The 12,575-nt window shown below is 30.6% G+C and carries 12 protein-coding genes and 1 other RNA gene; 4 read left to right on the top strand and 9 right to left on the bottom strand.

Annotation, left to right across the window (positions count from 1 at the left end):
• The first annotated feature begins 54 nt into the window (after positions 1-54).
• Entirely contained in the window at positions 55-1,332 is a 1,278-nt protein-coding gene (gene glyA, locus B8963_RS07170; RefSeq protein WP_084060781.1) for a serine hydroxymethyltransferase, read from the top strand.
• An 81-nt stretch (positions 1,333-1,413) separates the two neighbouring features.
• Here the strand turns inward: glyA and B8963_RS07165 are convergent, their stop codons facing one another.
• From B8963_RS07165 to B8963_RS07135, 8 genes are all read right to left on the bottom strand, one after another.
• On the bottom strand, positions 1,414-2,082 hold the full coding sequence (locus tag B8963_RS07165) for a hypothetical protein (protein ID WP_084060780.1): 669 nt from the start codon (positions 2,080-2,082) through the stop codon (positions 1,414-1,416).
• A gap of 151 nt (positions 2,083-2,233) precedes the next feature.
• Positions 2,234-2,905, bottom strand: coding sequence for a response regulator (locus tag B8963_RS07160; protein WP_084060779.1), 672 nt, complete (start codon positions 2,903-2,905; stop codon positions 2,234-2,236).
• Positions 2,906-2,920: 15 nt separating this feature from the next.
• Positions 2,921-5,002, bottom strand: a complete 2,082-nt coding sequence (locus B8963_RS07155) for a tetratricopeptide repeat-containing sensor histidine kinase (protein WP_084060778.1) — start codon at positions 5,000-5,002, stop codon at positions 2,921-2,923.
• An 87-nt stretch (positions 5,003-5,089) separates the two neighbouring features.
• Positions 5,090-5,239, bottom strand: a complete 150-nt coding sequence (locus tag B8963_RS15940) for a hypothetical protein (RefSeq protein ID WP_159447286.1) — start codon at positions 5,237-5,239, stop codon at positions 5,090-5,092.
• Between the two features lie 140 nt (positions 5,240-5,379).
• Positions 5,380-6,114, bottom strand: coding sequence for a LytR/AlgR family response regulator transcription factor (locus B8963_RS07150; RefSeq protein WP_084060777.1), 735 nt, complete (start codon positions 6,112-6,114; stop codon positions 5,380-5,382).
• Positions 6,115-6,254: 140 nt separating this feature from the next.
• The gene (locus B8963_RS07145; RefSeq protein ID WP_234989626.1) at positions 6,255-7,769 is read right to left on the bottom strand and encodes a hypothetical protein; all 1,515 of its coding nucleotides are present in this window, start codon (positions 7,767-7,769) and stop codon (positions 6,255-6,257) included.
• Positions 7,770-7,775: 6 nt separating this feature from the next.
• Complete coding sequence (locus B8963_RS07140) at positions 7,776-8,168, bottom strand: acyl-CoA thioesterase (protein WP_084060775.1); 393 nt, start codon at positions 8,166-8,168, stop codon at positions 7,776-7,778.
• A complete protein-coding gene (locus B8963_RS07135) occupies positions 8,168-9,211 on the bottom strand; it encodes a glutaminyl-peptide cyclotransferase (RefSeq protein ID WP_084060774.1) in 1,044 nt (347 codons plus the stop codon). Before B8963_RS07135 ends, B8963_RS07140 begins: the two co-directional genes overlap by 1 nt.
• A gap of 162 nt (positions 9,212-9,373) precedes the next feature.
• Here B8963_RS07135 and ffs point away from each other — a divergent pair.
• From ffs to fsa, 3 genes are all read left to right on the top strand, one after another.
• Positions 9,374-9,472, top strand: an RNA gene (ffs, locus tag B8963_RS07130) — signal recognition particle sRNA small type.
• A 77-nt stretch (positions 9,473-9,549) separates the two neighbouring features.
• Positions 9,550-10,359: an SDR family oxidoreductase gene (locus tag B8963_RS07125; RefSeq protein ID WP_084060773.1), complete on the top strand. Its 810-nt coding sequence runs from the start codon at positions 9,550-9,552 to the stop codon at positions 10,357-10,359.
• 42 nt (positions 10,360-10,401) lie between these two features.
• Complete coding sequence (fsa, locus tag B8963_RS07120; protein WP_084060772.1) at positions 10,402-11,055, top strand: fructose-6-phosphate aldolase; 654 nt, start codon at positions 10,402-10,404, stop codon at positions 11,053-11,055.
• 73 nt (positions 11,056-11,128) lie between these two features.
• Here fsa and B8963_RS07115 read toward each other — a convergent pair whose 3' ends face one another.
• Positions 11,129-12,511: a thioredoxin-like domain-containing protein gene (locus B8963_RS07115; protein ID WP_084060771.1), complete on the bottom strand. Its 1,383-nt coding sequence runs from the start codon at positions 12,509-12,511 to the stop codon at positions 11,129-11,131.
• Positions 12,512-12,575 lie beyond the last annotated feature (64 nt).

Raw genomic sequence — 12,575 nt, 5'->3', positions numbered from 1 at the left:
TTAACGATAGTCAATTCGTATTTTTGCATCTCAATTTAACAGTTTATTTATATTATGCAACGCGACAATCAAATTTTCGAACTAATTGCTGAAGAAAGACAGCGCCAAATTAATGGAATAGAACTTATTGCATCTGAAAACTTTGTTAGCGCACAAGTTATGGAAGCAGCTGGATCTGTTTTAACAAATAAATATGCAGAAGGCTACCCTGGAAAAAGATATTACGGTGGTTGTGAAGTTGTAGATATTGTTGAACAAATAGCAATAGATCGAGCAAAAGAATTATTTGGAGCAGAATATGCTAACGTGCAACCGCATTCGGGATCGCAAGCTAATGCTGCGGTTTATCATGCTTGCTTAAATGTTGGTGATACTATACTAGGATTTGATTTATCGCATGGCGGACATTTAACTCACGGGTCTCCAGTGAATTTTTCTGGTAGATTATACAATCCTGTTTTTTATGGAGTTGATAAAGAAACAGGTGTATTGGATTATGATAAAATTCAAGAAATAGCAACTAAAGAAAAACCTAAAATGATTATCGCGGGAGCTTCAGCCTATTCTCGTGATATAGATTTTAAGCGATTTAGAGAAATTGCTGATAGTGTAGGAGCTTTATTATTAGCTGATATATCACATCCATCTGGATTAATTGCTAAAGGAATTTTAAATGATCCTATTCCTCATTGTCATATTGTAACCACTACAACGCACAAAACCTTAAGAGGACCAAGAGGTGGATTAATATTAATGGGTAAAGATTTTGACAATCCGTTTGGTATAACTTTAAAAAATGGAACATTGCGCAAAATGTCGGCTTTACTAGATTTGGCAGTATTTCCTGGAAACCAAGGTGGACCATTAGAACATATTATTGCGGCAAAGGCTGTGGCTTTTGGTGAAGCTTTAACCGATGAATATTTAACGTATATATTACAAGTTAAAAAGAATGCAGATGCAATGGCAAAGGCATTTGTTAAAAAAGGATACCAAATTATTTCTGGAGGAACAGACAATCATATGATGTTGATTGATCTTAGAAATAAAGACATTACAGGTAAAGATGCTGAAAATGCATTAGTAAAGGCAGATATTACTGCCAATAAAAATATGGTGCCTTTTGATGATAAATCTCCATTTATTACTTCAGGAATTAGATTTGGAACGCCAGCAATAACAACAAGAGGGCTAAAAGAGAATGATATGGCTATTATTGTTGATTTTATTGACGAAGTTTTAACCAACGCAGAAAATGATGAAGTATTAGAAAAAGTGAAGAAAAAAGTAAATGCGCTAATGAGCGGAAGAGATTTGTTCTACGCCTGTTAAACATTTTCAAAATAGATAATATAAGAAAGCCATTGTATTTATTTACAATGGCTTTTCTTAATTTATAAGCTAATGGTTATTCTAGTAATTGACCATAGTTAGTTCGCCATCTATGATATTTTTATTGCCAAAATCAAAAATTGCAGAATCTACACAATCTTCAAAATACAATCCCCAAAAGGCAAAGTAGTCGTGACCATGGTTGGTGTTTGTTTTAATATTCAAAACACTATAATCTACATCAAACGGACTTTCTTCAAAAACTGGAATATGAATTTCATATGGTGTTTTTGTATACTCCTGTGTATAGAAAATCTGATTTTTATACAGTTCTGATATTAAATTATTTATTTGAAAAGCAATACTGTTTTCAAAAATTCTATGAATAATAATAGTGCAATCATTAAAAATAATATTGAGTTCTTCAATATCAATAGTTTTATTGTTTAGTTCATCTAGATTTTCAAGAGCTGTAAGAAATAGACATTCATTCTTTTTTTCAATATCTAAATCTAAATCCCCAATTCTTCTGTTGGCTAGCAAAGACAATCCATCATACAAATTAAAATTAAATTTAGTTTCTAAGATGAGATTATTTGAAAGTAAGGATAATTGCGCATTACGAATGTTTACGTCACAAAAGAAATCTTTCTCTAATTTCAATTTAAAGGCATCCAAACCAAGAATAGAATTATCTTGATCATTATAAGCTTTTAGACCTTTTTTTGGGGTGTTCTTTCTATGTGCCATGTCGTAAAAATATTAATGATTAAAACAAACATAGTTTTAAATATTAACCTTAGACTATATAAAAACCATAGACTTTTTATGGTTTTTATTTTCTGTTTTTTACAACATTGATTATCAGGTACTTGCAATTATTAAAAATCAATATTTTCGATTAAATAAAGCCCTTTTCTCGAGCTGCATTGATCAACGCGTAGTCATTTTCCTTCCCTACGCCAAATATTTCTTTTAATTGTCGTTTTCTATTTTCTATTCCGGGCAATGATAGCGTAACAAATTCTATTATATCTTTTGTCTTAGTACCAATTGATAAATAATACAATAATTTTTTGTCATTATCGTCTAAATAGATATCCGAAGACATCTTATTACGAATAGCAATCATTGCTTTTTTTGTATAATATGGAGGCTCTGTAAGTACAGTTTCAACCATTTCTCTTAGTGCATCTTCATTAATATCAGTTTTAACCATATATCCTTCTGGATTTACGGTGTTCATGATACTATTTATTCTATAATTATCACTAAATGAAGATAAAAACACAATTTTAGAATCTGGTGAAACTTCTCGTGCATAAACACCAAGATCTTCGCCAGTTCTTGCATAGCCTTCTTTTACAGAGGAAAGTTGAATATCTAACAACAAAATATCGTAGAAAGTATTGGATTTAGCAGAATCTAAAATCATTTCCTTCCCTAAATTAAAAGTATTAGCCATACTCATTTCAATCTTAAAATCAGGAAATTTAGTATCTTCAAGAATGTATTTATAGCCGACCAAGGTCATTTTATGATCATCTACAGCTAGTATTCTTATGGTCTTCATGCTAAAAAATTAAAACTATGCTACTTTATTTTTTGACTCGGTAAGTGGCACTTTTATAGTTAAAATTGTACCTTCTCCTAAGGTAGAACTTAAATCCCAAATACCATTCATTTTACGAACTCTTGAAGAAATATTTCTAAATCCTATTCCTTTTTTGGCTTTATTACTATCAAACCCTTTCCCGTTGTCTTCAATAGAAACAACTATTTCTTTATCTGTAGCCTCAAAATTAAGAAAAATTGTAGATGCTTGGGCATGTTTTATACAATTTTGAATACTCTCTTGTGCTATTCTGTAAAGGTGAATTTTTGTTTCACTTAAAATGTTATCCCATCCAAACTCTTCAGTATAGGCAAAATTAAAGTTAATTTCAGGTGTAGCTTTTCTAAAGGTTTCAATAAGTGCTTTAATAGATTCTATAAAATTAGATACATTTTGGTAAGCAGCATTACTTAATTCATGAGATACTGCTCTTATTTCTTCAGAAAGTTCTGCTAAATCTTTTATTAATTCAGCTCGCTGATCAATAGATTCTTGATCTGTTTTTTTATTTAAACCAATCAAAACTAAACGTATACCGAGCATTTTATTTAACACACCATCATGTAATTCTTGAGAAATACGTTCTTGCTCTAGTTTTTTACCTTCTTCGAGTTTACCTTGCTGGAGCAGTAATAGGTTAAAAATTTCTTGATTGCTCTCTTGCTGTAGTTGTTTAAATTTTAAGTTTCTATTTCTAATGCGTTGTAAAACAATAACTAATATAGCTATAGCGGTAATTAAACCTATAACACTTATAGCAGACCATAGTTGCTTTTCACGTGTTAGTAATTTGTTCTGGTTGGCCAACAACTCGTTCTTCTCTATAAATTCATCAGTTTGAAAACGTACACGGGCAAATTTATCTCTTAAAGTACGTTCGTCCTTCTGTAGTTTTTCATTTACTACAATATATTGTTGTGCATATTTTGATGCATTGGGCTTATCTATTATGGTTAAAAAATCTAAACTTCTAAGAAGTCCCTCCGTGTTGTTTGATTTTTCGGCTAATGCTACTGATTTTTTTGCTTTTTCAAGGGCTATTAGGGTATCACCTTTAAAGGCGAGATATTTTGCATAATACCCTACTGTGGTCGCCTCGCTAAAGGAATTGTTTTCATTTTGTTGTATTTGAATAGCCTCCGCAAAAAGTGGTTCAATGTTTTCTGAACTATTCAAACTCATTTTACACGTCGCCAAATTGGTAAGTGCCTTTGCGTAGAAATCAGGATTTTTAAACTTTAAACTATCGGCATTAACAACCATTTGAAAGTTACGCTCAGCACTTTCATAATTCTCCAAATAATTATAACTAACTCCAATATTATTGGTAATTGAAATTTTATCAGATTCACTATTTTCTACTTCATCTAAATAAGTTTTTGCAGTATTGTAAAACTCAATTGCTCGATTATACTCACCCACAGAGTTAGAAATATTACCTAAACTGTTATACGCTAAATACAAGCCATTGTAATTATTTAAAGCTTTATAAAGCTCCAATGATTTAATGGTATTCTGCTCAGCAGAAGAAAAATCGCCAACAGCTGTTTGTACTGTAGCTATGGCATAAAGTAAATTAGCTATTTTATTTGGATTATTAAGTTTAGAATGAATTGTTAATGCATTATTGTAATAATAGTAGGCACTATCTTTTAAGTTCGACTGATTGAAATAAATTGCTAAATCCCATTGAGCTTCCGCCAATGCACTAGAATCCTTTAAAACAGAAGCTAATTTTTGTGTTTGTAAGTTTACTTTTCGAAAAAATAATGAATCTCCAATTGAGATACTTTTATAGGATAGATCAGAGAAGTATTTCATTCTAAGAGAATCCTGTTCTAAAGAATTAATCAAGTTTAAGGATTGTTCTAATGCTATTATTGTTTCTTTAGTACCTAAACTACTATTTACACTTTGGTTAATGAATGCAGTAATACTGTCTATTTTTTTTAAGGAAGATATTTGGGAATTAGACGATGATTTTTCTTTGGAACAAGAATGTAAAAGTCCAAATACAAATAAAAAGGTCAGAATAGTTTTTATTCCTGTATTCATTAATGCATATAAAGGAACAAGATAAAAAAAAGCTTTAAATAAATAAGTTATTTAAAGCTTAGAAGTATATTATCGAAAGTATAATTATTAATTTCCTCTTGGTGGTGGTGGTGTATGACAATCTGTACATGCTTGAACATCATACACACTATCATCCTGTGATGCTGAATCAGCTGTACAAGAAAACATACTTAAACTAAAAACTACTATTGCGAATACTGCTGCTACTTTTTTCATAATTATTTTGGATTTCGGGTTTATTGTTATTATTTGATTCCAAAATTAATTGCAGTTGAGCGTTTTTTTGATGTATTATATCGGAGTTTAGTGAATGGTACGTTTCTATGAGTATGCAGCCCATATTTGTAAGAATTAACCTAATTTAAAGTAGTAATAGTACTTTTGGTCAGTATTTTCTTTAATCCATCTATATTAGATTTGTATGATCTGGAAAACGGAATTTGTGTTTCTACATTTTTTAAGGCGCATATAGATTTTCCATAGTTTATACGAGATATGTAATCTGTATTTAGAATATAACTTTGGTGTATTCTAATAAAATTTATTGGCAATCTATCTTCAAAAGTTTTTAATGTTTTAAAAGCACTTACAGAGGTGCCATTTTTCAAAAAAACATCCGTAGTATTATTGTCAGCTTTTAAATATAAAATTTCATTGGTGTCGATGTAACGATAATCTTTATATGACTTTAAACATAGCGTGGTATTAGAAAATTGCTCTTTTAACTCTGTTTTTTGCAATCGGAGTGTTGTTTTTCTAATATCGAATTCATTTAATGGTTCTAACCAATAATCGTAGAATCCGTTTTTTATTGCATCATAGGCGAAATCTTTATTTTTGGAGACTCCAATTAGAATTGGCATAAATTTTACATATTGATGCAATTCTGCTACCATAGAGAAACATTTATCCGCATTCTCATTTAAATTAATAAATACCACATCGGGCATTTGTTTTAATATTACATTAATACCGGAAGAACAGTCTTTAGCGACACCTGCACAGCGTAGTTCTTTAAAATCTACCAATTTAGACCTTAGGTCATGGCTTGAAACATCGTCGGAGTTGATTATTGTGTATTCGTATTCCATGATTTAGTATTTTGTTGGCAAAATACTATTTGTATTTAACAACAGACTATATAAAAACCATAGAATTTCTATGGTTTTTATTTTTGTAAATAATTGAAATTGAAATCAATAAGATGAATTATACCATATTGTATGTGGTTTTACTCTATAAATTGGAAAGCTCCAATTGCGGGATTAACAGTTCTGTTATTACCTAAGATATCTTCTGGCACCAATTGAGCGGCTTCTAACTGAGCCTTACCTATGCTAAATGAATTTGATGTAATGGAATAAATATTCTGCTTCGTATTTGTAAATGAAGTATTCTCGTTTAGATAAACAGCATTGTAATTTTCTGTATTTTCAAAATCATAAAGTGAGTTGCCGGAATTCAGTGCAAGATTTACTTTAAGCATACAATAAGAAAAATTGAAACTCAAATTTGTTGAACTCGCTGGTAGGGTGAGTACTAATTCATTTGTATTACTGCCATCTACTATGCAATTGGTAAAATTTGCGCGAATTACATTAGTATTACTATTTATTTGTACCGCAAACCCAGACCTAAAACCACTGTACCAATAATTAGCGATTGTACAATGAGTAAAATTGTACGTACCACCATCTGTTATAAAAAGCGAGTTACTCCCTGCATTGCCTAAAACTAAATTTTCAGCAATTATACTCGCATTTTTTGCCCAAATATTAGAATTTGAAGAATTGTAAATTTGTGAATTGGTTATTTTTAAATTTACATTTTCCTCCGAATTGTTGCCGTTTACAAAAATTCCGATAGTGGCATTTTTTAGAGTTAAGTGATTAATATTATTGTCTATACTTTCGTTAGCCATCCAAATTCCTCCCCATTGCCCTGCAGTTACACTAAATTCCGGCTCTAAACGATCGGCTTCAAAAATTACTTCATTCTCTAGAACATCGTTGTCCTCACTTACGCTACCATTTATTTTTAGGGAACTTAAATCCGGCACATAAATGCCTGAATTTTTATGAAAATAGACTCTAGCTCCAGCATCTATCTGTAAACTTTTATTCTCAGGTACCGTTGCATAGCCATAAATAACATAAGGTTTTTCATTGGTAAATTGCAATTGATTGTCCGCTAAAACAAACCCATTTACGGTAATTTTCTCTTCATTATTTTCTAATATAACAGTTTCTCTTACGCCATTCATATCTTTTCCGGGATAAAGAAAAATAGCATCTTTAACCAGTGTCACCAATGGTATTTTTTGCTGCTGCATTCCTTGATCGAATAAAATTGCATCAGTATACAGAAATTCGTTTTGAGCAGTACTAGTTATATCTACGGTAGTTTCTATAAAAATATAAAGACTGTCTTTGGCATACAATGGTACATTGTAAAATTCTTTACCTGCTTGTCCGTCTACATTTAGACGATAATTACTTTCTATACCATTTTCTAATGTAATAGAAGGGATTTTAAGATCTTTATTACTTTGGTTATATACTTTTAAGGTATATGTACTTGATCTTATATTGGTAAATACGGAATCTAAATACACCGTGTCTTTAGAGAAGGACAAATTCCCGGTACTATCTTCGTAGTTAAAATCTTTTCTACAAGAACTCCATAGTACAATTACCACTAAAAGTAGCAAATGATAAATATACCGAAGATGTGTAGTTTTCAACAAATGGATCTATTTAAATATAGCTTGGATTTCTTCTGATACTCTAATGGGACGTAAACTTTTAGAGTCTAATAATACCCATTCTGTTTTAGATTTTAAAAGCAATTCTTTAGTGGTGGCATTTGTCATTTCTACAACTCTTATCGATAATGCTCCTTTCGACTCTTTTATATAAGTCTTTATGTTAATTACATCCTTTAAAACTGCTGCTTTTTTATACTCTATAAAATGACTTTTAACCACCCAAATACTTTCATTATATAACTTTTTCGGTGCTTTTTCTCGCCAGTGTTCTTTGGCTATATCTTGTATCCATTGCACATAACGTACATTATTTACATGATCTAAATCATCTAAATCATCTTGAACAACTTGAATAGTCTTGCTATATGGTTTAAACATTATTTTTTTACAATTTTAACCTCAAATAATTTATCCCAATTTTTTCCTGTCACAAAAAAAGTACCTCTTTCTTTATGGTAAGCAACTCCATTAAAAACGTCTAAATTATTGTTTTGACTTACTTTTTCTTTCAAACCATAGAAATTTACAACTCCTTCAATTGCGCCACTTGTAGCATCAATAATCATCATACTTTCTTTTTGCCAAACATTAGCATATATCTTTCCATCAACATATTCTAGTTCATTAGCTTTATTAAAAATGGATTTATTTGTAACCGTTTCAATATGATCTATTTCTGATAAATTATCTGGATTTAATAACCAAATTTTTTCAGTACCATCACTTTTATATAGATTTTTTCCATCGTTAGTTAATCCCCAACCTTCTTTACTAGCACCGTATTTAAATGAATCTAATTTTTTAAAGGTATTTACATCATAAATAAACCCAAGTCCACTTTGCCAGGTAAGCATATAAATCTTATCATTTAAAATAGTAATTCCTTCACCAAAATAGCTGTCTTCTAGGTCAATTTGCTTGATAATTTTACCTGTTTTAAAATCAATTTTTCTCAGGGATGACATTCCTTTTTTCCCTGTACTTTCATAAAGCGTATCTTTATAAAATTCTAAACCTTGCGTAAAAGCATTGGAATCGTGAGGGTATTCATTAATAATTTCATAGGTATAGGATTCAGGAGCTATGGGAGCTAATATTTTGATTTCTTTTGTTATCTCACCTGCAATACCGTCATAATTAATAGTGGCTTTAATTTTTTTAGAGCCTAGTTTTAAAGAACTTAAGTCAAGTACTTTATCTTTTACGATTGCCTCTTCATCATCAATGGAATAGGTAATATTTTCCACAGGAATGTTCTTTAGATTCTTAAGTGAAATACCAACTTTATCGTTTTGATTAAATTCGGTTTTATTACCTTCTAATTGAATAGTAAAAAGCTCTGAAGTTGGGGTATTGCCGCTTCCACAAGAACCTATTAGTGCTAATAAAAAAGTAGCTGTAAGTATTAATTTTAATTTCATTACTTAAAAAGTTATGTTTTTTATATATCGAATTTTTAATTTATCGTATTCAAAAAATTGGCAATCAATAACATAGCTATTATTGCATTTAATGGCAAGGTATTTATTTAAATTTACAATCTAAAATGATTGTGAAAAATTTAAAACGTTGTATATTTGCAGCGGCAAGTCCTACGCGACCAGCTCCTGCAGAATCCCCCAGGGTGGGAACGCAGCAAGGGTATGTGGTCGTAGCGGTGCGACGTAGGTAGCTTGCCATTTTTTTCTTCTTATCCCCAAAAAAAAATCACTTTTTTCTCGCTCTTATTATTTGTTTCTTTGCATTTATATATTGCAATATGGAACAAAAAGTTGTTTTAATTACAGGTGGTTCTTCTGGAATTGGAAAATCAATAGGTGTCTATCTAAAATCGAATGGATATAAGGTCTACGGAACTACCCGAAATACGGCGAAATATCCCGATTTTAAAGAATTTGAATTATTAGAATTAGATGTTCAGAAAGAAGACACTATTACTATTGCCATCAATAAATTAATTAGTCTAGAAGGTAGACTAGATATTCTTGTAAACAATGCTGGCGTGGGTATTACAGGCCCCATTGAGGAAACACCAAATGACGAAATAGCTAAAGCATTTGACACCAACTTATATGGCCCCATTCGAATGATGAAAGCCGTTTTGCCACAAATGAGAAATCAAAAAAGCGGATTAATAATTAATATTACATCTATTGCTGGATATATGGGGTTGCCATATCGTGGCATTTATTCTGCATCTAAAGGCGCTTTGGAATTAATTACGGAAGCCATGCGAATGGAAATTAAAGATTTTGGCATACAGATGACAAATATCGCACCTGGAGATTTTGCAACCAATATTGCCTCTGGCAGATACCATGCACCAATTTTAAAAAATTCGCCTTACAGTATTCCTTATGGGGCTACATTAAACGCGATAAACGATGGCGTAAATGATGGAGGTGATCCAAAGCAAGTGGCGGAGATGGTGCTAAAAATCATTCAAATTAATAAACCCAAAATTCATTATAAAGTTGGCGATTTTATGCAAAAATTCTCCCTGACTTTAAAAAAAATACTTCCTGATATAGTGTATGAAAAATTACTATTGAAGCATTATAAATTGTAATTTTGTAATTAAGACCAATAAATTAAATATAAAAGTAAAATCATGAAATTTTTTATAGATACAGCAAATTTAGAACAGATTAAAGAAGCCCAAGAATTAGGCGTTTTAGACGGAGTTACAACAAATCCATCTTTAATGGCGAAAGAGGGTATAACTGGAAAAAATAATATTTTAAAGCATTATGTAGCAATCTGTAATATTGTAGATGGTGATGTTTCTGCTGAAGTTATTTCTACAGATTATAAAGAAATGATTAAAGAAGGTGAGGAGCTGGCTGAATTGCATGATCAAATTGTGGTTAAGTTACCTATGATTAAAGATGGAATAAAGGCATGTAAATACTTTAGTGATAAGGGTATAAGAACTAATGTAACTTTGGTGTTTTCTCCAGGCCAAGCATTATTAGCTGCTAAAGCAGGAGCAACTTATGTTTCACCGTTTATTGGACGCTTAGATGATATTTCTACAGATGGATTAAATCTTATCGCAGAAATTCGTCATATCTATGACAACTATGCTTTTGAAACACAAATTTTAGCTGCCTCCGTAAGACATACAATGCATGTTATTGATTGTGCCAAATTAGGAGCAGATGTAATGACAGGTCCATTATCTGCAATAGAAGGATTAATGAAACACCCTTTAACTGATAGCGGTCTTGCTAAATTTCTAGAAGATTACAAAAAAGGAAATTAATTTTTCAATTAGCAATACATAAAAAAAGGAGGAGTTATAAAAATAACTCCTCCTTTTTTTATGTAGTTAATTTTTAATTTAACGAATAAATGTCTTTGTAAGCATTTACAATTAAGCCATCTTTAATTAGCACTGCTTTGTTAAGTCCATCTACTATTAAACTTCGTCTTAATTCATAAGAATCTTTAGCTCTAAACTGATTATCAAAACTCTGTTTATTAGATTTAATAACATTTTTCCAATTTTCATCTTTACCCGATAGACTTAAACCAACAAATGTATAATCTGGGTGCAGCATCTTTAATTTCTCTATTTGTTTAGAAATATTAGTAAAATGTCTAGTATTGGCATCGGTCCAGAAAAAGAAAACTACATTTTTCTTTACTTTAGAAATTTCTCTCAATGAAATAGTATTGCCTAAGCTATCTAAAACCGCAATATCTGGTATTTGTTGACCAGGTTGAAGATTATTAACAGCTTCATATAATTCATGAATTTCCTCAATATGCCTATTGTTATTCGATAATTTATGAAAGTCTTCTAAGAAAATTTTATTATTTGGAACGCTATCGTGTACCTTAAGAAAGTAAGTCATCGCAACGTTTCTAAATAAATTATCTCTAAGTTGCTTTTCTTTTACTATACTATCTATTAATTGTAATTTATGTCTATTAAAATGTAATTGGTCTTTAATATGAGTTTTTCCTCCATTACAATCTACAGCGCAATCATTAAAAGCCAAATTATCAAAATGACGTTTCATAAAATCATAATATGGCGTAAAAAAAGTTAAATCTTTATCGTCAAAATCTAAATTTTTACGGTAATTATAAAATTGCTCCGAAACCTTGGGTAATGTGCCATCAGGGTTTTTACGTAAATATTTAAAGGGATACTTTTCTTTACTTATGTAGCTGCCATAATCTATACTGGCATGGGCTAATGTTAATGACTTAGGGGATAAATCTATTTCAGATTTTAATTCCTCTAGTAAAACTATTTTATTCTGCCTTAAAGAATCCACTTTACGCGTAAACTCTTCGGGTTTTAAATTGTAATAGGTATCTATAAGGCTTTCTTCTTCTTCATTATCAAGAAAAACCTCAATTAAAAAGTTATTTAATTCTTCGCCTCGGCCAGAAAAAACCAAAGATTCATCAAAATAAATTCTATTCAATCGTATTAAAAGACTGTCTCCTTGGGTTAAATAAACATATTGATATTGTCCTGAGTTATGAAAATTATATAATCCTTCTTCTAAATTGTTAAGTTTTATAGAGAATCTGTTATACATGTCTAACTGCGCAGAATCTATAACAACATCATCTTTATATAAGATCACAGATTCTCCCGTAGGATTAACAATTTCGCCAGCAAATATGGTAGTAAGATCTTTTTTTTCTGAATTACATCCTATAAGTGCTAGGAGAAAAAGACAATAAGAATATTTAATCATATAATAAGACTATTCTATATAAAGCGAATTTAATAAACAGCATTAGTACAACCTGTTAATACAG

The organism is Cellulophaga tyrosinoxydans (genome assembly GCF_900176415.1).
Classification (GTDB): domain Bacteria; phylum Bacteroidota; class Bacteroidia; order Flavobacteriales; family Flavobacteriaceae; genus Cellulophaga; species Cellulophaga tyrosinoxydans.
The sequence above is the reverse complement of the archived record's forward strand: the minus strand, read 5'-3'. Positions and strand labels throughout refer to the sequence as shown.

Bases quoted from the DNA above. Each gene is read 5' to 3' on its own strand.
- B8963_RS07115 (WP_084060771.1), bottom strand. From the start codon at position 12,511: ATGATTAAATATTCTTATTGTCTTTTTCTCCTAGCACTTATAGGATGT.
- B8963_RS07150 (WP_084060777.1), bottom strand. From the start codon at position 6,114: ATGGAATACGAATACACAATAATCAACTCCGACGATGTTTCAAGCCAT.
- B8963_RS15940 (WP_159447286.1), bottom strand. From the start codon at position 5,239: ATGAAAAAAGTAGCAGCAGTATTCGCAATAGTAGTTTTTAGTTTAAGT.
- B8963_RS07135 (WP_084060774.1), bottom strand. From the start codon at position 9,211: ATGAAATTAAAATTAATACTTACAGCTACTTTTTTATTAGCACTAATA.
- B8963_RS07160 (WP_084060779.1), bottom strand. From the start codon at position 2,905: ATGAAGACCATAAGAATACTAGCTGTAGATGATCATAAAATGACCTTG.
- B8963_RS07140 (WP_084060775.1), bottom strand. From the start codon at position 8,168: ATGTTTAAACCATATAGCAAGACTATTCAAGTTGTTCAAGATGATTTA.
- B8963_RS07155 (WP_084060778.1), bottom strand. From the start codon at position 5,002: ATGAATACAGGAATAAAAACTATTCTGACCTTTTTATTTGTATTTGGA.
- B8963_RS07165 (WP_084060780.1), bottom strand. From the start codon at position 2,082: ATGGCACATAGAAAGAACACCCCAAAAAAAGGTCTAAAAGCTTATAAT.
- fsa (WP_084060772.1), top strand. From the start codon at position 10,402: ATGAAATTTTTTATAGATACAGCAAATTTAGAACAGATTAAAGAAGCC.
- glyA (WP_084060781.1), top strand. From the start codon at position 55: ATGCAACGCGACAATCAAATTTTCGAACTAATTGCTGAAGAAAGACAG.
- B8963_RS07125 (WP_084060773.1), top strand. From the start codon at position 9,550: ATGGAACAAAAAGTTGTTTTAATTACAGGTGGTTCTTCTGGAATTGGA.